This window comes from Methanosarcina sp. (genome assembly GCF_035390745.1).
Lineage (GTDB): Archaea > Halobacteriota > Methanosarcinia > Methanosarcinales > Methanosarcinaceae > Methanosarcina.
Window position 1 is genome coordinate 14,993 of sequence record NZ_DAOOUJ010000005.1, and the last position, 19,368, is coordinate 34,360.

Genomic DNA, 19,368 nt, shown 5'->3' on the forward strand with positions numbered 1-19,368 from the left:
TCTGGTGGCTTTTCCTTTCTATATTGTTCCGTTCTATTTTTTCGGTTTTTTATTTGTTCCTCAGGAATGCCCTGTACTTCAGCATAGCTGAGGGTTTCTTCTTTAACATAAACGCAAAAACCTGTATAGCCTGTTCAAAAGCGCTGCCGTGGATAAAGGAAAGGTCTTCATTCTCAAATACCCTTACCATCTCATTGATTTCCTTATCCGTCATCTTCCTGAGAGTCTCAAGCCCTATTCTGCCAATGTAATGCTCTACTTTAAACTCTTTTTCCCAGATTTTCCTGTATTCCAAAAGAGCACTTTTTGATACATCCCCTTTCTTTACAGAATCTGCTGCCACATCTCCGCATATCTGGCCTGCCCTCATTGCATACCCTATTCCGGACTGCCCGGCAGCTCCTCCTACTACCATTATCCCATCGGTTATGTACTCTCCGGGTATGGTTACGATAGGATCTCCCCCGGAAAGTTTTCTTACAACCTCTATTTCTTCTAGCCCTTTAAGCTTTTTGAAACGCTCTACCCAGGCGTTCAGATAAGGGGTTGCGTCCTTTCCGCACCTGCGCACATAAGCCCCGATAGCTGCATTGTCTCCTCCTCTCGGCGCATATGTGGTCTTCCAGCCCGGAGCGTGGTTTCCTACATAATACTCAAACATTTCAGGTTTACCCAGCCCTGGAGCCCTGATATCCAGCTCGGTCCCCCAGGCGATATCCTCAGGGTACTTCATTGTTTTCAAACCCATAAGAGATGCCATTTTAGAATTGATGCCGTCGGAGATTATTACGAGTTTAGACCTGAATCTCCCTGCCGAAGTGCTGACAGCAAACTGCTCTCCTTCTTTCCAGATATCCTTTGCTTCTATTCCAGTCCTGAGGTCAACGCCGGTTTTCATCACTTTCTCCGCATAAAACCGGTCGAATTTTGTTTTGTCAATGGAATAGCCGGGGGTTTCTACTATTACTTCGTGCCCTTCCGGAGAGATGATCTTCATTCCTTTGAGGTAATGCACAACATAAGACGGGTCTGCCCTCTCCCCGCACCTGTCAAGCATCCCCTTGAAAAAAGAGTTTGCGGGGTGTGGAGGATTTCCTATCTCTTCTTTTCTTTCGAGCAAAAGAACATCCGCACCCTTCTCACAGGCGTTTCTGGCAGCCATGAGCCCTGCAGGTGATGCCCCGATTACAATAATGTCCGCATCCATTTTTTCCTTTCCTTTTTTCACCAGAGATTTTTTCACCAGAGTATGGAGGTATAAGACCCCAGATAAATACAGAGAACAACATCCAGGATCATTGATCCGAACATTATAGCCCTGTAGTTTGAACCGTTAAGGAAAAGTGCGCCGCCTCTCTCAGGAGTGGGGTGTCTGATAAAGTCAAAGCACTGGGTAAGCATCCAGAGCCCCGAAGCAAGAGCGCCTGCAAAAAACACAGGGCCAAGCCGGGCTGACCAGCCTATGATGACCGAAGCAATGACACCGACAATCCACCAGAAGGTAACAAATCTGGCGGTAAAGGGAATTCCGAAAGTTACAGGCATTGTAGGAGCACCTTTTAGCCTGTCCCCTTCCACGTCCCTGGCAACACCTCCAAGTGTAAAAGCCCAGTCCGTAACGCACATCATAAGCCCGAAGCAGATTGCCGGGAGAGGAAGGATCACCCCGTCACTTCCTTTCAGAATTCCTGCAGGGTCGAATGCAAGCCATATCCCAATAGGCACAAGCCCGTAGGATATGCCTACAGGAAGAAAGCTCAGGAAAGTGCTGCGCTTTGCAAAGATTGAATAAACAGTGATAGTTGCAGCCGCGATAACGAGGACCAGAAGAGATTCCGGGTTCAGGTACATAGCTGCGGCACCTGCAATAAGCAAAAGCAAGAAGGCGTACATCATCGCCGAATTCTTTGAAACTCTTGAAGAGGGCAGTGGACGGTCCGGAATATTGATAGTGTCGATATCTACATCGCAGCAGTCATTGAAAACATATGAACTGGTTATGGCCGCAAAGCCTCCTATCACGGCAATCAGGAAGGGGACAAATAAGGGAAGCCCTCCGGTTGCCAGGTAGGAAGCAAGTATAGCGCTTGCGGCGGGGAGGGTCAGGTCCATGTAGTAGAGTTCAGGTCTCAGCAGCCGGAGGTAGGGGCTGAGCTCCCCGATTCTTGCTGTAAGGGACAATCGTTTCACCTGTGAATTTTCGATTTATGAGGAGTTTTCTGTTTCCGGAATTTCGTGTTTCGGGATTTTTGGGTTTAAGAGCTTGTTTGCAAATAGTCCTATAAACTTTCGCATTTCAAAAAAGTTTCCTTTTTCTTTTTTACCGAAAGATTCTGCCAATGCAGAGAGGTAGAAAATTTGAAGGATATTAAGGAATTTTAGAGACGAACTGCGGAGATACATCCTTCAAATTGTCAAAGCCCGAAAAATCTGCTTCAATTCAGAGTACAGGATTTCAACCTGTTTATGCTTTTTTCCAGTCTTCCATGTATACAATCTTTGCTTTTTTCCCTATTTCTTCAATTAAAGGATGTTTGAATTCTTTTTCACAGATAAAGGTAAATTCTGCTCCAGGGTTCAGATCCATTAATTTAATTGTGTTTGAAAGGGCTGTGCTGAGAGATTCGTAATCTGGAAACTTCGGAACCTCGGCATTGAAGGGATAAACCTCTTCCATTTCTACAGGAAATGCTCCGAAAGGTGCTTTAAATGCCAGAATCCGGTCATATTCCTTTTCTCCTTTAACCGGAGCTGTGCGTATAATCGCCGAACCTTCGAGGCTGAACCTTTCCAGACGCTTTCCAAAACGCAGAACCTCTGGTCTGGAGGCTGATTCGGGTCCGCAGTAGAAGTAAGTACCTTTTGTTGCAGGGTCAAATTGTTCCAGCCACTCAGAATGAGTATAGAGCCTTTTCAGCCCGTCAAGGAGTTTCGGGTGGGCACGGCAGCGCTGCTCAACAAGCTCGAGCAGTTTTCCGTCCTTGATGGACTGTTTGATCAGCCGGATTTCTGCAAAGGTTGCATAGAGGTTGTGCCGCCCCAGCAGCTCTTCCTTGTTTTTAGCTTTTTTCAATTCTTCGGCAGTATATCTGGAACAGACAGGGCAGGAGCATGGAAGGTAGTTCAGTTTTTCTAAATGGTACGTCCCGTTTGCAGTAATATAACGCCCGTCTTTGGCATAGAGGGCATAAGCTGCCGAGTCAAAAAGGTCGCAGCCGAGAGCTACTGCAAGGGCAAACATCATGGGGTGCCCTGCTCCGAAAAGGTGGACAGGTGAGGTTGGAGAGAGCCCTTTTTTGGATGCTGCAATTACATCCACAAGCTCTGCGTAGCGGTAGGATTCCATCAGAGGCACAACAGCCCCCAGAGGATAGACTTCAAAGTTCAGATCTTTCAGGTGTGATGCAGCTTTTTCCCTGAGTTCGGGATAGGTTGAACCCTGAACCGGGCCTGCAAGGAGCTGTTTGCTCCGGATGAATTTGCGGGCAGCTTCAAGGCGTTCGGCTGTGATCGCAAGTTCTTCTTCTGCCCTCTTAAAGTGGACGTCCGGAGGAGTAGGGATATCAAGGGGGACTATGATGTCGCTTCCTATTTTTTCCTGGAACCCGAGGATCTCCTCGTTCGTAACCTCTACAGACCCGTATACTGAAAGCTGGAAAGAGCCCGAATCCGTCATAATTGGGCCGTCAAAGCCGAGGAGCCCATGTAACCCTTTTTCAAGGGCTACACTTCGCAGTTCTTCTTTACGGTAGATAATGTAGGAATTGGTGATCAGAATCTCTGCCCCGAAACTTCTCATTTCTTTCGGGGAAATAAGCTGGATGTTCGGATTGATTACAGGCATGACTGTAGGGGTCTCAACCACTCCGTGTGGGGTTTTGAGTTTCCCTATCCTGCCGCCTGCGTCCTTATCGAGAATTTCAAATATTGCTGACATGCCGCGGTTATAGATGCCGCTCAGATATATTTATCTTTGGGGCTGAAGACTTTTTGTTGGAAATCAATTTCATCCCCTCAAGTTTATTTTAAGAGCAGATCTAAAACAAGGGCTTCAGCCCAGGCTTTTCGCAGCCTTAATGGGAAAGGCCCTGAAAATTTGAAGCTTGCACAAATTATAAACAGATGTAAGCACAAAGTCGTAAACAATTGATATGCAGCCTATTATGCCACAACCCGATCTTGAACAGCTTGAACAGAAGCTAAGAGAATTTTTCTCAGAATTTGATAATGTTACATTAGCCTATCTTTTCGGCTCAACTGTTAGGGGAGAATCTAACTGCCTGAGCGACATAGATATTGCTGTGCTTCTTGATGATACTCTTTTACAAAAGGAAAGTTTTGACCTCCAGCTTGAATTAATAAGCAAACTTACAGAGGTTCTTAAAACGGATGACATAGATCTTGTAGTACTAAATGATTCTCCCCTACTTTTGACGTACAACATTATACGGGACGGGATCATCTTAAAGTCAGATGAACCTTTAAGGGTAAAGTTTGAGACTAAAATCATGTCCAGATATCTGGACGAGCGGTATCACATTGAAAGGCATGCAAAAGAGAGCCTTAAAAGGATAGCAAAGAGCGGGTTTCGATGATAAAAGAGATTAACTTCAAGATGGAGCAGCTTGGAGAGTATGTCAGCACCCTCAAAGAATATCAACAGTATCCTATTGAAGAGATAAGGAACAATCGTACTTTGAGGGGAGCGGTTGAAAGGTATATAGAAATCTCACTTGCCTGCATGATTGATATCTGCGAGATGGTCATTTCCAGTGAGAAACTGAAGCGTCTGGATACTTATAGAGAAGTTATTCTCGTACTTGGTGAGCATGGTATCCTTCCAATGGAATTTGCCAGGAAGTTAGCACATGCAGCCGGTTTTCGAAGTGTGCTCGTCCATATGTATGCAGATATTGACCTGGAAAAACTTTATTCACATCTCCAAAATGATATCGATGATCTGGAACTTTTTGCTGAATACATTGCAAAATACCTGGTTTCTAAGTACGAATAATTTTGGTAGCGCCAGTAGAGTTGCGCCACCCGAGTTATTCTTCAGATCAGTCTTCTTTTGCCCGCGGCATGGCGATGATTTCTCTAACCTGAAGAGAGAAAAAGTCATTGCTGTGAGCCGGTCTCAGCACAAGAGCTACATCTGCACCCCATCTTGTGCCCCCTATAGCTATGATTTCAGTATCATTAGAGACCGGTATGTGGCCTGAATCTGCTGCCATTATGGCAACTTCTATAGCGACCTTGAATCCCTTTCCGAATAGAGAACGCAGGGCATCTGCAATTACTTCGGTCCTTGAATATCCTCCAAACTTCTTTGTGATCGAGCGCTCTATTCCGGAAAACATATGCGATTGGGTAGTAATTATTCCTCCAAGCTCTTCGATCCTCTTTTTGTACTCTTCCTCTACTTCCCATTCTCCTTTCTCTTTCTGTCCGTACTGGTGGCTCACTCCAATTACTTTGATGCCGGTGCCCTTTACTGCCTCTGCCATTTTTAAGGCGGTTTTCCCGCTTGTGCTGGCAACTACGATGTGTGAGATTCCAAGTTCTGCTGCTCTTTTTGATGCAGCTTCAACAACTGAGTCTGTGTTTTCTTCCCCTACGCTGTCCAGATAAAGAATTGGTTTTTCCATGAATACTTCCTCCTGTTTTTGATTTTAGTTACTCTTTACGAGATTCTTTTATTGATTGTTATAATCTTTTTACTGTAGTTTTGATGTTTATGCCTGATTCTATTGTTCAAGTTTAATTCAGCTATTTTTGCTTCTACTGCTTTTACATCTACTCTTTTATGAGTTTCCTTTATTTTCTGCCTTTTCTGTGAAACTTTTTTCCCTCTCTTTTTGATTTTTCACAGGTGCAGTTTATAGTCCACATATCCCTGGAAAATGTTGGGTGGAGAAGGTATTGCGATCAGAATAAGTGCGTCTGATCTGAATTATTTTTCCTCTGTCGTAAGAAGAGATATATATTAAAAGGATTCTCTTTTAATAAAAAAGAGGGTTATGGAATTCTAAATCCCGGAATCATCGATATTTTTTTATCGATGCCTGTGCTGGAGGCAGTACAGAGCCGGGCTGGTGAGAAACTTGTTTATTTAGGATTAGATAAGATATACTCATAGGGGTTGTATTTTATGAGGTGGTTTTTTGTCGACTACTACAGACTATGATGACAATGACGTGAAGATTATTACGAAACCTGTGCAGTCAAAAAATCCTGTTTTGATTGAAGGCTTTCCCGGAATCGGGCTTGTGGGGAATATTGCAAGTCAGCACATGATTGAAGAGTTGAACATGGAGTACATAGGCTCCATTGATTCCAGATATTTTCCTTCAATTGCAGTGCTTTATGAGGGACTTATAAACATGCCTGTGCGGATCTACGAAAACGTGGAGCACAACATCATTATAGTCATTTCCGATATTCCGATCAGCCACTCGGTTTCCTATGATGTGAGCAATGCTCTTGTAGACTGGGCTGAGTCTATTAATGTCAGAGAGATCGCTTCTATTGCAGGGATTGCGATCATGGACGGAGGCCATAAAGTCTTCGGAGCAGCTACCACACCGGAAATGCTGGATAAAATCAGGGATAAGGTAGAGATTTTCCAGATGGGAACCATTTCCGGGATTTCGGGCAGTGTAATGGCTGAATGCCTGCTGCGTGGGATTCCTGCAATCAGTCTTCTCGGGGCTACGAAAACCCAGAATCCCGACCCAAGAGCCGCATCTGCTGTGATTAAAGTCCTTAATGAGCTTTATGGGCTTTCAATCAGCACTGATAGGCTTATAGAGCAGGCTGAACGCATAGAAATTGAGCTCCAGAAGCTTGCTGAAGATGTTCAGGCTACCGAGCGGAAAGGAGAAGTCAAAAAGGAGTTCCCAATGTATGGGTGATATCATGGAGTACATTGCATTAACAGGAATTGCCGACTCCGTGATTGAGATCCTGAAAAAGCACGATCTCAGGACTCTTGAGATCCGAAACCCGCAGAACTTCTTCGGAGTGCTGGGGCTCAATGCAGGAGACAGTGTTCTCCTGACTTCCACAAGCCTTCAGGATCTCACGGATGGGACTCAGGGACTGATAGCAAGGGTTGTTCAAAAGCAGATCTCAGTTCACTCTTTTGTCAGCTCAAATGAACTCTACATCGAAGAGCGGGAATCTCTGTCAGCCCGTATTCAGCTTGAATGCAGGTGTATGGCAAGGGTGAGGAACGTCATTTCAAACGAAATCGGAAAGCCCGTAATAGTAGATGCAAGGGAAATATCCTGCTACGAAGCCCGGTAAATATCTCTATAAGTTAAATCTGGTGCTATTTTTCCAGAAAAACGTTTTTTTCCTTTCCTTTTCTCGGAATTAATTTCTCAAAAAAGAGTTCTAAAAAGAGGTCAGGAAAATTTGAGTTTCCATGAAACCTCCATTTTAGATCTGGTTTTGTTTTAAGTATCTTTACATCATGTCTTCCATGTCGCCGCCAGCACCCGGGCCTGGGGCTGCCTTTCCAGCACCGGATGAGGCGATCACGTCATCGATCCTGAGGATCATGATTGCAGCTTCTGTTGCTGCATTGATTGCCTGGGTCTTGATTCTGAGGGGTTCGACTACATCATTTTCGAACATATCCTCAATCTTGCCTGTGTAGACGTTGAGTCCTGCCCTCTTGTTGCCTTTCTCATGCTGGGAGCGCATTTCCACAAGCATGTCGATCGGGTCAAGTCCTGCGTTTTCTGCAAGGGTCTGCGGGATAACTTCCAGGGATTCGGCAAACTTTGTTACTGCAAGCTGTTCCCTTCCTTTGAGGGTTGCTGCATATTCTTTGAGCCTGAGGGAAAGTTCTACTTCAGGTGAGCCGCCGCCTACAACAATCTTCTGGTCTTCGAGTGCAACGCCTACAACTCTGAGAGCATCTTCAAGGGCTCTCTCAAGTCCGTCCACAACATGCTCGGTTCCGCCGCGGAGAAGGATTGATGTGGTCTTGCTTTCCTTGCAGCCTGTAACAAAAGTCATTCTGGAGCCAGTGATGTCCTTTTCTTCAACAAGTCCTGCATAGCCGAGGTCGGATTCGTCGATTTCATCCAGGTTGGTAATGATTCTTGCGCCTGTGGCTCTGGAGAGTTTGTCCATGTCGCTCTTCTTTACCCTGCGCATTGCGAAAATGCCTGCTTTTGTCAGGTAGTACTGGGCAAGGTCATCAATTCCTTTCTGGCAGAATACTACGTTTGCGCCGGTATTGATCACTTTGTCTACGATTTCCTTAAGCATGGCTTCTTCCTGGTCAAGGAAAAGCTGCATCTGGTCAGGGGTTGTGATCTTTATTTCGGCTTTGGTCTCTGTCTTCTTGAGTTCGATTGGTACGCTTAAAAGGAGAACCTTTGCATCCTTTACAACTTCAGGCATACCGGTGTGGACACGTTCCTTGTCAACAATTACTCCTTCAACAATCTCGGAGTCCTTTATGCTGCCGCCTGGTCTCTTTTCGGTTTTAACGTCTTCGATGTCGACAGTGATCTTTCCGTTTTCATCTTTCTCAACAACGGACTTGATTGCACGGACTGCGAGGTTTGAGAGGTGAGCCTTGTGTGATTCTGCCCCCTTTCCGGTAATGGCTGTTCCTGCGATCTTCTCAAGAGTCTCTGTGTCTTCAGGGGATGCGCTGATAGTGATGGTGTCAAGGATCTTTACAGCCTGGGCTGCTGCGAGCCTGTAGCCGCTTGCGATAACGGTGGGGTGAACGCCGCTTTCCAGCAGGTCTTCTGCCTTTGTCAGGAATTCTCCTGCGAGGACGGCTGCTGTTGTTGTTCCGTCTCCAACTTCGGCGTCCTGGGTCTTGGCGACTTCCACGATCATCTTTGCACCTGGGTGCTCGATGTCCATTTCTTTGAGGATGGTTGCTCCGTCATTGGTAATGACGACGTCTCCCATCGAGTCTACAAGCATCTTGTCCATACCCTTTGGCCCAAGAGTGGTCCTTACGGCCTCAGCTACTGCCTTTGCGGCCATGATGTTGTTGTGCTGAGCGTCGGAACCGTGGGTTCTCTTGCTGCCTTCCCTTAATATAAAGATCGGTTGTGCTGCCAAACTTAAATCTCCTTTTAAATGATGTGAAATAGTATGAATTTCTGTTAATTGTATTCCAGAGCACTTTCCTTTGTGCGTAATTTTCCTATTCTTAATGCAAGCACTTCTATATAAGAATTACTCTGAAGGGAAGGTTCCTAATCCTGAAAAAAGGGTCTGCTGGTTCTTTTAATGCCCGAGTTTCGTCTCCCGAGTTTCGCTTCGGGAGCACGAGGTCCTTTTCGCTCGCGTGGCTCGCTCAAGAGGACTACTTTAGAAGTTATACAGTGAGTTAAGCTTGGGAGGACTATCAGGAGGAATAATAAAATGCAGTACTGAAGCTCGATAGAAAAGCAGCCTATCAAATATAATGAAGAAAAATGAGCATTAATGAAGCAGTTAAAGTACATGCAGAAATGCAAAAAACTGAATCAGATTTTATCTTCGAAAAAAGGTTAATCGAAGAAATTTCAGATTTTTTTTCCTTCGATTTCTGGATTTTATCTTTAGTTTTTTCTTTTTTGCCTGCCTGTTTTTCAGTGAGTTTTCAGTGAGTTTTGATATACTCTATCATGCGCGGAGTAAGCAGTGGAATTATCTCGGGCAGCATATTGGGCATGAGATTTTCCATTGCTTTTGGCATCAGGTCAGGGAGCTGTTCTTTCATGTAGTCTGGCATGGGGACTCTTCTTTCTACGGCTTTAAGCATGTCAGGCATGACTTTTGGCATGACCGAGGGCATGAGCATAGGCATCATAACCGGCATCATGGGCTTCATCATGGCATCCATGCCGGGCACGTACTTGACCATTTTCATCATTGCCTGAAGCGGGGCTGGCATAGCTGCCATCATCTGTGGCATGAGTTCAACCATCATGTCGGTCATGTTTTCAGGCTTCATGAGGTCGATCATCTTTTCGAAAGGAACCCAGGACTGCAGAGTGTAGTTTGTCGAGTCCGCAATATTGTATCCAAGGCTTCTTGCTACCAGGGCGCCGAGATCCTGCACCTCGATGTTGAGGTTACTTTCTTTTGCTGCCACCCTGAACTGGAAGACACAGCAAGGACAGAGAGCTGCAACAACATCTGCGTTCACGTCAACGGCTTCCTGAAGTCTCATGTTTCCAAGCCTGTATGCAACTGGAGGCTCGGCAATCAGGCTGACCACGGAACCACAGCAGTGTGCTCTTTCCCTGTTATATTCAAGTTCCCTGAACTTGATGCCGGGAATGGCTTTCAGGAGCTCTCTCGGAGGCTCGTATACTTCACCTCCGGCTCTTCCAATATGGCAGGAATCGTGCCAGGCAACTACTTTGTCAAGAGGCTGCTTGAACTTTGGCTTAAGGACATCAAGGCGTTCCACAAGGATTTCGGAATAGTGTTTTGTCTCAAACCCGTATTCGATTCCTAGCTTTTCTGCCCACTGAGGATAGACTGTGTGCCACATGAGCCAGCACGCAGGGCAGGAGGTAATGACTGTTTTTACGCCTTTCTTTTTCATATTCGAGACGTTCATCCTCATGATCTTTTCAAAAACATCCCACCTGCCGGCAACGAGCATGGGAATTCCACAGCAGGCTTCTTTGTCAAAGAGCCCTGTGAATTCGACTCCTGCGTCATCGAGCATGCGGACAGCCCCTATTGCAACATCATTTTCAACAAAGGATGCTGTGCAGCCAGCAAAATAAGCGTATTCTGCTTCATCCTTCATTTTTGCCCGTATGTCCTCAGGAATCCATTTGTCCCTGTCTTTCCTGTAATTTGCCCAGATATTCCGCTCTTTCAGGAGGCTTGCAGCCATAATCTCAAAGGGCGGAAAAGTCATCTTTTTCTTTTCTCCAACCAGCTTATTCCGCATGGTCATCCAGGCGTGTTCTATTGGCATATCCAGTTCACAGCGGGAATCGCACATCTGGCAGGTGGTGCAGCCAAGGAAAGTGTTTGTCTGCCTCTGGTCAAGTTTTTCCCTGCCTGCGAGATACTCTTTTATGAAGAACCATTTCCCTCTGGGAGACTGAGATTCCCATCCTCTTCCGTAGTACTGGTCGCATTCGCTCACACAGTATCCGCACTGGGAGCAGGAATAGGCAAGTTCGGCAATCTCGGCAGGGATATCTTTCTCGTCCTTGAAGGTGACTTCTTTTATCCCTGACATATTCCCGGCAATTCTGCCCATGGGTTCAAAAGAAGATCCCAGAGACACTGCAGTATTCAGGAGCCCTTTCCCTTCCAGAGTCTCAGGGTTCATAATCCCATTGGGGTCGTTTTCTTTTCTCAAAGACTCAATTTCTTCAAGCCTGTCTCCGAAGACGCTCTTTCTCTTTGAAGCGAAAAACAGACCTGAAGAATATGCTCTGCCTCCATTTTCCTCCGCAATTTTAAGGATGCTCAGGGACAGGGCAAAAGCTGTATTGAAAAGTACGGAACGCTCGGAATGGCGCATGAAGCAGAGAAGCACAACGTTCCCGTCATTGATAACCATCCCTTCTGTGAGCACCGGCAGTTTGATCCTCTTTTTTATCTCTTCAAAAACGGTGTCCATATTCTCAAGCGGCACGAGTATCTCAGCAGGGATGAAGGAGGGACCCAGCCTTTTTACCTTCATGGACTTGAACCATTCTTCAGTTTCGTGCTCTGCAATCTCTTCAGGGAGAATAGTACCGCCTGCGTTTTCTATAGCCTCTTTCAGTCCGGAAACATCTCGGGAGGCAGGGTACATGAAAGTACAGACGTAAGCAGCAGGCAGCACTGGTCTGTCTTTGTCCACAATTTCTCCGTAGTGTAGTTTATGGGGCGCTTTGTTTTTCATGTCCGCCCATTCCGGGTTCAGAAAAGAGATTGACCAGAGAGGAATATTCTTTTCCCTGATTGTTTCGACTGCTTTTTTCATGGCTGAAGCATCGGGAAAACTTGCAGAAACAGCTTTTCTCTCTTCGAGCTTCTGGACTTTCAGGGTGATTTCGGTTATAATCCCTGTTGTTCCCATTGTCCCTATAAGTTTCCTGAGTTCGGGGCCTGAAAACTCCTTTATTTTTCCGTCGGGGAGGACAACCCTGACTTTTTCCATACTCTCGTAGCCCCAGCCAAACTCATAACTCCCGTATCCTGCTCCGCTCTGGGCAAACCAGCCTCCCACAGTTGAGGAAGGGGCGCTTGATGGGATCGCCCTGACAGAAAGGCCGTGTTCTTTGAGTTTTCTTTCCAGTTTTTCCCAGATAATCCCGCTCTGCACGACTGCTTTTTGTCCTTCGGGGTCGATGCTGATTACCCTGTTCAATAAAGTTACATCAGCAACAATCCCTCCTTTTGTCGGCATAACCCCTCCGTATCCAGAGGATGCCCCTGCACGCGGAACTACCGGAATTTTGTGCCTGTTTGCAAATTCCAGAAGTTTTACTGCGTCTTCTTCCGTCCGGATTTTTACGACGGCTGCAGGGTCTGTTTTTCCTATCACTTTCTTAAGAAGAGGCGGCAGGGCTCCTATATCGTGGTTATAATAGTGACGCTCGCGTTTGTCAAGATTGACGTACTCCCCAAAGAGTTCGGTGAGTTCAGTTTTCTGGATGGTGGAAAGTTCCGGTACGCTTTTTGCTGTCATATTCTTTTCCTCCCTGGTTGGAGCCGATTTATGGACACTTTACAGTGCTCGCAGATGGTTATGCCAGTCAGGTTCTGGAATTTTTTTAGCTCCCCTATACATTAAATTATATATTTTCCAATTTAAAATATTCTGTCTTCTTATGCAGGTCCTAATTCTTTTTCAGGAAATATTCTTCTTTTCGGCTCTTTTTTTCTGTTATCGAACTTTTTTAAAGCTCTTTTTTGACACTCTTCCAGATGAACAAAATCTAAAATGAAAAAATTAAAAGTGAAGGGCATCTTTGGGGCAGACAGTAACACATTTTCCGCATTTGATACAGTCGGGTTTTGTCTCAGTCTGGCAGACCTTGAGCTGCATGGGGCAGACTTTTTCACACTTCTTGCAGCTGATACATTTGTCTTTTTCAAGTTTGAGCTGATACCTTTTTCCTCCAAGCAGGCGCTGGGCTGTTCCCATAGGACAGAAAGAACACCAGGCTCTCGGGCTAAGGAAAGTTCCGAGAAGGACTGCAATTGAGGTTGTCACAAGGCACATCATTACAAAGATCATGCCTATCTTTTCGAAAGTGTTAAGAGTTCCTATAGTGCTTGCTACTCTGTAGCCCATAAAGCCCATCAGCAGGAAAAATATTGGCAGACGGACCCGGAGGCTCCGGAATGTATCGGGTATCTTTCTTTTCTTTGAGATTTTAATGACCCAGAAGTCAACAAGGCTTCCTCTGGGGCAGAGGTTTCCGCAGAACCATCTGCCTCTGAAAGGACTGCTCAGAAAGATTGCAGCAAAGACGAGCAGCATAAAGTAGCCGAGTGCAGGGTACCAGAGCCCTCCGATAGAAACGATCAGTACAAGGATTCCCAGGTAGGGAGTGATTTTGAGCATTTTGATTAACCTCCGTTTTCCCATTGTTCAAGTTCCTGTCCCAGCCTGTCAGCCCAGGACTGAACGATTTTTAGAATTACACTTTTAATCTGGTTTCTTGAATGGATTTTGTAAATGAAGACATAGCCTCCTCCGTCAAGGTTCTGCTGTGACCTCTGGAGAATTCCTTTTTCGTACAGCTTTTTCACGGAGCGCTGGACTGTAGAAATATCTAGGTTTAGAGATTTTGAAAGGGTATCAGTATCAACCCATTTGTCGGGTTCGTTTAAGAAGTACTTCATAGTATTCAGGTCAGCTTTTGTAAGATTGAGAGCGCACTTGATTACGTCTTCTATTTTGAATTCCTTGCAGGCAAAGTCCATTATCCAATCCCTCTTATATTCTACAGTACTGTAACATTGTATCAGGAATATATATATACTGGTGAGTACTGCACACTACAGCTAAAAATTGGAAGTACTATATTTTTCAACACTGTTCTCCTGGGTTGACATTTATAAGATCTATTAAATATAGAGAGAAAAATGTACAGAGAAGAATTAAATCGCAGAGAAGAATGCAATTATACATATTCCTGAAAAATATCTGCTTATTAGTTGTGGGTCAATAAAAAGAGGTTAAGTTAAACAAAATATCAAAGAACAGGGTCCTCTTCAAAGCTCTTTTCAATTAATGGCTCCTATTCAATAATATCTTTTTAAGAAAAGGACAGTTCTGTTCTGGAATTTTTACATCTTATTTTTATATAATCAATCGTACAGAAACATTTTTATAGTACTTCTCCAATTTGCAAATTAAGGTTTAATGAGCTTGCATGCTTTAAGGTTCCTTTTCTACAAAGAGATTCAATCTTAAATCATGCTATCCTCATTAATATCAATATATACTTCACAAAAGGGCCGGCAGGTTTCTCCTTTTCTCCTGCCGGATCTACACACCCATTTTCCGATTAAAATGTTTTATCAGGCAATGCTTTCTTCTTCCGGATACTTCTCCAGCTGCTGCCCTGCTTCTCCTCAGCAGGCAGATCTCTTTCTTTAAGTTTTCCGCTTTCTTTAAGTTTTCCGGGGAAACTTCAAAGTTCCCCCGTCTGCCTGGCTTACATCCCGAAAGCAGTCTGTGTAATCGTATTTTCTATTTCTTCCTTAAGCTCTTCCGGAATTCCCCTTATCCCAACGTCCAGGAAACCTCTTATGATCATTCCAACGGCTTCATCTTCGGTAAGCCCTCTTGCCATAAGGTACTCTACCTGGTCCTTGGCGATTTTTCCCACGGCTGCCTCATGGGTGAGCTCGATATCATCTACATTTGCCTCAAGGATAGGGATTGCGAGCTGGCTGCCTTTGTCAGTAAGGACTAGCCCTTTACATTCAAGGTGACCTTTTGCTCCCTTTGCATTTCCTATCATCTCTCCGCGTGCGACCAGTCTCCCTCCTATGGTAATCGTTCTCGAAATCAGTTCTGCCCTCGTACCCGGCGCATTAAAAATAGCCCTGCTGCCAAGGTCAAGTTCGGAACCTGCATGTGCAATCGCTATGGTATTGAGCCTTGTTACCGCATCTTTTCCTTCTAGCCTGACAGTCGGGTACATCTGTACAGAGCGCACGGGTTTTAAGCAGATATAATTACTCACATAAGTCCCGCCTTCTTCTACTTTCACAACCGTCCTCGGACGGACTCCTATCTGTTCAGCCCAGTTGTGGATCATTGTGAAGTTCAGGGTGGCGCCTTTCTTTACGTACATCTCGGAAATCCCGAGGTGCAGCCCTTCCTCTACTCCTTTTCTGGAGGTGCAGCCTGTGATAATATCAAGAGTTGCCCCTTCCTCAACAATTATAATGTTATGAACCGTCTGGGCTGACTTTTTGCTTCCCAGCATAAGGCAGGTCTGGACAGGCATGGCGGATTTCTTCCCCGGCGGCACCCGAATAAAATAGCCGTCAGCGTCTTCCAGATAGGTTTTTGCTGTATATTTGTCGGCATCCACCTGAACGAGTTTCCAGGAGTAGTCTTTAAGCCATTCGTATTTTTCCATGGCTTTGTGGGTGGACATAAGCTCAACATTTTTATCTTTCAGGGAAGAGTGCGAAACTGCATTGTCCAGAACAAGCAGGCTGCCTGACCTGCCTTCTTCACTTGGTATTATCCCTACCTGAAGCAGAGTCTTTTTGCTTTCCTCATCAAGAGTCCGGAGGTCTTCAATAGGTTTACTGATTTTGGAACCTTCTTCATATTTATTTAGTTCAAAGTCCTCTCCGAAAGCGGCTTTCTTCTCAATTGCACTCTCGGCTCTTTTTTTAAGGCTCACCTTGTCAGTCTGCATGTAATACACTCCTGATACCCTTTGTTTTTTATCTCTTCCAGCATTTTCAGGGGATTTCCCGAACACATAACCGTACCGTTGCAGAGGATATATCCCCGGTCTGCCTGCACATAATCCAGAACCTGTCCTGTATGTGTAATGATAAGGGCTGACTTCCCTTTCGTGCCCCTCTCCCCAGGGCATTCCATGCCTTCTGCAAGCAGTTCTTTTATTGTCATTCCGACCTGCTCTATGCTTACAAGGTCAACTCCGGACTCGGGCTCGTCCAGAAGATAGAGGCTAGGGTTCTGGGCTGCAAGCTGGAGAAGTTCAGAGCGTTTAATCTCCCCGCCTGAAAAACCAACGTTTACATCCCTGTCCAGAAAACGCTTCATATCAAGTTTTTCAGCAAGGGCTTCAGGGTCTTTTTTTCCCTTTGATGTTACTTTTACAAGGTCTCTAAGTTTAATTCCTGCCATATCCGGCGGGCGCTGCATCATAATACCCAGCCCGCGGCGGGCTCTTTCATCTACTGGAAGGTGGGTAATATCTTCCCCGTTGAACAGTATCCTGCCTTTAACAACCCTGTACTCGCTAAAGCCCATAATTGTCCTCATGAGGGCTGACTTTCCGGCTCCGTTTGGTCCGAAAAGTACGTTTGTGTACCCCTTCTCAACCTCGAGGTTCACATCATGGAGTAAGATTTTTCCGTTGACCTCTACAGTCAGGTCTTCTATTTTCAGCATGGTGTTTTCTCCCTTTATCTCATTCTGGATACGGTTTCCCCTATTTTTTCTTCGTATCCTGAGAAATAGCCGTTTAGAGTGAGTTCACTTAATTCTATATGGCAGAAATAAGGACAAAGATCAAACCGATCTGGGAGCTCTGTCTTATCTCCTGCTCTCTACACAAAATCCTTTATTCCTTTTAGAGGACATCATATTTCTAACCATATGTTCCTCAAGGGCTCCCGTTTACTCTTTTCAAATTAAAATATCAAGTTTGTATTGAACCCTGAATTGAAATTAGCACTAATCCGGCATCTTTAAACAGGCAGGTTTTGAGATTCTTAGTGTAATAATCTTCAACTGTGAAGGGAAAATATGAATGTCAAATACAGGCTATCCAATAGTTTCCCCCATTTTAATAGAAATAGTATTTCTCAAATTAATACCTGGTTAACTCAAGGCTCAGGCCAGCTCGGGTTTCCATATATTCCGCGGGAAAAAGCTCCTTTAGTTTGCTTTTATGGGCTGTACAGTGCCCGGCTGCTATCAGTTCCATTTCTTCAAGCCTTTCAAACCGGTCGCTATCATGCAGCCCCCCAATAATGCCTTTAATCTTCCCGTGGAAGAGAGCAGCATCCATAATTGCATCAATACCCGGGTGGGCGCATCCGGTCAGCACATAGGAAGCTTTTCCGGTATTAAGGACCAGGGACTGTTCTTTTATTTTATCTCCCAGTTCTCCTGTACTCCAGATTCCCTCAGATATCTCAACAGCTTCCTTCACCTCGATCAGTGCAGTTCTCTTCTTAATTTCTCTTTTTAGATTCTCTGAAAAAGATACAGGAGCATAAACGGTAATCCCGGGATTTGCGCAAAGGATCTCAGGCAAGCCCCCTATATGGTCCCAGTGCTGGTGGGAAAGGATCAGTTTACTTACACAGGCAGGATCAATACCTGTTTTCTCCATATGCTTTAAAAGGAGAGTGCCATCCCACCCTGTGTCAAAAAGAAGGGTTTCTGTTCCTGTCTCGATTAGAGCCGAAAACCCCCAGCTTCCTGTAAAACCAGGGCAGGCTTCATTATCATACAGCACTGTCAGCCTGAACATCTGCCTGCCTCGTGTTTACGTCAGTTTTTTGTTTCTCTTTTCTAAAAATTAAAATCATATTTCTTTCATTGTCTGGTAATCCAGCATGGTAGAAATCGGGTTTGTTTCTATTTCAATCCCTGTTTCCTCAATGGCGCAGATGCCGTTAATTCCTCCAACCACTGCAGCCCCGAACTTCCCGGTTTCAACCGGAGCTCCAAGTAAATACTCATCAATTTCCCCTAAAGTGATACATCCTGCCAGACCCACCTTTTCTGCCTTTTTCAAGATATTTCCTGTCATTTCATAAGCAGAGGCATTTATCTGCCGCATATTAGCAAGGATTTTTCCTTCCCCTTTCTCAAGTACTTCAAGGACTGAAGTAGGAGTCCTGTTCATGAAAATCTTTATCGGGTCAATAGAAGTTCCGCTGTAAGAAATAAGGTCAAGGAAGCGGGAAGGCTTTTTGTTTTCTATCTGGAGGATCCCTCCGTAGGCTGGTTCTACGGGAATTCCTGCTTTCAGGAGAATCCCGTCAAAAGTGACGCTGCAGACGGTGGCTATTCCTATCTTCCCTGGAGGAAGAGGCACTTCAAATGAATCCTCTTCGAAGATCCTCACCCTCGGGCTTATCATATAGCCTGCATGGGCAGTATACGAAATTAACTCAATAACAGTTTCAAAATCGTCCTTGTCAAAATAAGAAATATTTACCACAACGTCCCCCTTGTCAGTTTCGGGGTTATAGGTGGTTCTGAATGCCATTTCTTCTATCCTGGATATTACGAAGCCGAAACGATCCCCTATAAGGGCGTCATTCATTTCGTTTTCTCCAAGATCAGTAAGTGTACGCCCGGCGTATCCGTGTTTGCGTGTAAACCCTCTCTCATCCAGGATCCTGAGGTGGTAACGGACAGCCCGCTCTCCTATATCATAGCCCCGGTTGTTCAGTTCGTCAGCTATAGCCCGGGCACCTATGGGCTTGTCACTTTCGTGAATTACCCTCATGATTTCAATGAGTTTTCTTTCTATTTGCGGATCCATCATATCTATAACACCGTTATACCCTGTATCAATCCCGTAATGTTTACGGATAATAATGATAAAACTACAAAACCACGTACTGAACCTTTTATAGACGAATCTGATGAATGAATTCCAGGCGGCTTCAGTGAGGTTTCTGTAAATAGTTTTTCGGACAGCTTAATGGGGGTTTATTTCAGTAAGCTCCGGATTAATATAATAATCTTTGAATCTCATTTCCCGTTGTTTAATTACTCAAACCGGATTCTTTTTTGCTTTTAAATACTTAATTATAGTAAATCTTTTCGTACTTAATATATGTTTTCTTATTCGACTTCGTAATAAATGCCTGCTGAGATTCCTGAAAACGAGAGTTTCCTGACAACAAACAATTCTTTAGAGTCATTTTTATTGACTTCTCTTTGACTTGTCTTTTGTTCCATTCTCAGCCTTTTTAAGTGGCAGCCAATTAAATAGAGACCTTAAAAAAGAATTCATGAACAATAAATTTTCAGCGGGGAATTCTCGGTAACAAGTTGATAGTAGTAACAAGTTGATAGTAATTACTCAATAGTTGATGGCAGCTCTTCAATATTTGATGGTAATTCAATATTTGATAATAATTTCTTCAGTAATAGAAATCATCAATGCATACCGATGGAAACTCGCA

The 19,368-nt window shown here is 44.7% G+C and carries 16 protein-coding genes; 4 read left to right on the plus strand and 12 right to left on the minus strand.

Features of this window, described 5'->3' with window-relative positions:
- Positions 1–49 precede the first annotated feature (49 nt).
- From PLL47_RS02570 to tgtA, 3 genes are all read right to left on the minus strand, one after another.
- Complete coding sequence (locus PLL47_RS02570; protein WP_324444593.1) at positions 50–1,207, minus strand: NAD(P)/FAD-dependent oxidoreductase; 1,158 nt, start codon at positions 1,205–1,207, stop codon at positions 50–52.
- A 32-nt stretch (positions 1,208–1,239) separates the two neighbouring features.
- A complete protein-coding gene (locus PLL47_RS02575; protein ID WP_324444595.1) occupies positions 1,240–2,181 on the minus strand; it encodes a UbiA family prenyltransferase in 942 nt (313 codons plus the stop codon).
- A 283-nt stretch (positions 2,182–2,464) separates the two neighbouring features.
- Positions 2,465–3,937, minus strand: coding sequence for a tRNA guanosine(15) transglycosylase TgtA (gene tgtA, locus PLL47_RS02580; RefSeq protein WP_324444453.1), 1,473 nt, complete (start codon positions 3,935–3,937; stop codon positions 2,465–2,467).
- Positions 3,938–4,151: 214 nt separating this feature from the next.
- On the opposite strand from tgtA, the gene mntA reads away from it, so the two are divergent.
- The gene (gene mntA / locus PLL47_RS02585; RefSeq protein WP_324444454.1) at positions 4,152–4,595 is read left to right on the plus strand and encodes a type VII toxin-antitoxin system MntA family adenylyltransferase antitoxin; all 444 of its coding nucleotides are present in this window, start codon (positions 4,152–4,154) and stop codon (positions 4,593–4,595) included.
- Positions 4,592–5,014 carry a type VII toxin-antitoxin system HepT family RNase toxin gene (hepT, locus tag PLL47_RS02590; protein WP_324444456.1) on the plus strand — a complete coding sequence of 141 codons (423 nt, stop codon included), beginning with the start codon at positions 4,592–4,594 and terminating at the stop codon, positions 5,012–5,014. Before mntA ends, hepT begins: the two co-directional genes overlap by 4 nt.
- 46 nt (positions 5,015–5,060) lie before the next feature.
- Here the strand turns inward: hepT and PLL47_RS02595 are convergent, their stop codons facing one another.
- Positions 5,061–5,648 carry a pyruvate kinase alpha/beta domain-containing protein gene (locus tag PLL47_RS02595; RefSeq protein ID WP_324444458.1) on the minus strand — a complete coding sequence of 196 codons (588 nt, stop codon included), beginning with the start codon at positions 5,646–5,648 and terminating at the stop codon, positions 5,061–5,063.
- A gap of 516 nt (positions 5,649–6,164) precedes the next feature.
- Here PLL47_RS02595 and PLL47_RS02600 point away from each other — a divergent pair.
- A complete protein-coding gene (locus tag PLL47_RS02600) occupies positions 6,165–6,914 on the plus strand; it encodes a proteasome assembly chaperone family protein (RefSeq protein ID WP_324444460.1) in 750 nt (249 codons plus the stop codon).
- Positions 6,907–7,308, plus strand: a complete 402-nt coding sequence (locus PLL47_RS02605; RefSeq protein ID WP_502883669.1) for a DUF473 domain-containing protein — start codon at positions 6,907–6,909, stop codon at positions 7,306–7,308. Before PLL47_RS02600 ends, PLL47_RS02605 begins: the two co-directional genes overlap by 8 nt.
- A 162-nt stretch (positions 7,309–7,470) precedes the next feature.
- Here PLL47_RS02605 and thsB read toward each other — a convergent pair whose 3' ends face one another.
- From thsB to nrpRI, 8 genes are all read right to left on the minus strand, one after another.
- Positions 7,471–9,099: a thermosome subunit beta gene (thsB, locus tag PLL47_RS02610; protein WP_324444462.1), complete on the minus strand. Its 1,629-nt coding sequence runs from the start codon at positions 9,097–9,099 to the stop codon at positions 7,471–7,473.
- Positions 9,100–9,625: 526 nt separating this feature from the next.
- Entirely contained in the window at positions 9,626–12,676 is a 3,051-nt protein-coding gene (locus tag PLL47_RS02615) for an FAD-binding and (Fe-S)-binding domain-containing protein (RefSeq protein WP_324444464.1), read from the minus strand.
- 264 nt (positions 12,677–12,940) lie between these two features.
- A complete protein-coding gene (locus PLL47_RS02620; protein ID WP_324444466.1) occupies positions 12,941–13,558 on the minus strand; it encodes a 4Fe-4S binding protein in 618 nt (205 codons plus the stop codon).
- Positions 13,559–13,563: 5 nt separating this feature from the next.
- Positions 13,564–13,923: a MarR family transcriptional regulator gene (locus PLL47_RS02625; protein WP_324444599.1), complete on the minus strand. Its 360-nt coding sequence runs from the start codon at positions 13,921–13,923 to the stop codon at positions 13,564–13,566.
- Positions 13,924–14,657: 734 nt separating this feature from the next.
- Positions 14,658–15,881, minus strand: a complete 1,224-nt coding sequence (locus PLL47_RS02630; protein ID WP_324444469.1) for a SufB/SufD family protein — start codon at positions 15,879–15,881, stop codon at positions 14,658–14,660.
- A complete protein-coding gene (locus PLL47_RS02635; RefSeq protein ID WP_324444471.1) occupies positions 15,863–16,606 on the minus strand; it encodes an ABC transporter ATP-binding protein in 744 nt (247 codons plus the stop codon). Before PLL47_RS02635 ends, PLL47_RS02630 begins: the two co-directional genes overlap by 19 nt.
- 421 nt (positions 16,607–17,027) lie before the next feature.
- On the minus strand, positions 17,028–17,696 hold the full coding sequence (locus PLL47_RS02640) for an MBL fold metallo-hydrolase (protein ID WP_324444473.1): 669 nt from the start codon (positions 17,694–17,696) through the stop codon (positions 17,028–17,030).
- A gap of 54 nt (positions 17,697–17,750) precedes the next feature.
- Complete coding sequence (nrpRI, locus tag PLL47_RS02645; RefSeq protein WP_324444475.1) at positions 17,751–18,722, minus strand: global nitrogen regulator NrpRI; 972 nt, start codon at positions 18,720–18,722, stop codon at positions 17,751–17,753.
- Positions 18,723–19,368 lie beyond the last annotated feature (646 nt).

What these genes read in the sequence shown, in the direction of transcription:
- PLL47_RS02570 (WP_324444593.1), bottom strand. Translation starts at nt 1,207, where the DNA reads ATGGATGCGGACATTATTGTAATCGGGGCATCACCTGCAGGGCTCATG.
- tgtA (WP_324444453.1), bottom strand. Translation starts at nt 3,937, where the DNA reads ATGTCAGCAATATTTGAAATTCTCGATAAGGACGCAGGCGGCAGGATA.
- mntA (WP_324444454.1), top strand. Translation starts at nt 4,152, where the DNA reads ATGCAGCCTATTATGCCACAACCCGATCTTGAACAGCTTGAACAGAAG.
- hepT (WP_324444456.1), top strand. Translation starts at nt 4,592, where the DNA reads ATGATAAAAGAGATTAACTTCAAGATGGAGCAGCTTGGAGAGTATGTC.
- PLL47_RS02595 (WP_324444458.1), bottom strand. Translation starts at nt 5,648, where the DNA reads ATGGAAAAACCAATTCTTTATCTGGACAGCGTAGGGGAAGAAAACACA.
- PLL47_RS02605 (WP_502883669.1), top strand. Translation starts at nt 6,907, where the DNA reads ATGGGTGATATCATGGAGTACATTGCATTAACAGGAATTGCCGACTCC.
- PLL47_RS02615 (WP_324444464.1), bottom strand. Translation starts at nt 12,676, where the DNA reads ATGACAGCAAAAAGCGTACCGGAACTTTCCACCATCCAGAAAACTGAA.
- PLL47_RS02620 (WP_324444466.1), bottom strand. Translation starts at nt 13,558, where the DNA reads ATGCTCAAAATCACTCCCTACCTGGGAATCCTTGTACTGATCGTTTCT.
- PLL47_RS02630 (WP_324444469.1), bottom strand. Translation starts at nt 15,881, where the DNA reads ATGCAGACTGACAAGGTGAGCCTTAAAAAAAGAGCCGAGAGTGCAATT.
- PLL47_RS02635 (WP_324444471.1), bottom strand. Translation starts at nt 16,606, where the DNA reads ATGCTGAAAATAGAAGACCTGACTGTAGAGGTCAACGGAAAAATCTTA.
- PLL47_RS02640 (WP_324444473.1), bottom strand. Translation starts at nt 17,696, where the DNA reads ATGTTCAGGCTGACAGTGCTGTATGATAATGAAGCCTGCCCTGGTTTT.
- nrpRI (WP_324444475.1), bottom strand. Translation starts at nt 18,722, where the DNA reads ATGATGGATCCGCAAATAGAAAGAAAACTCATTGAAATCATGAGGGTA.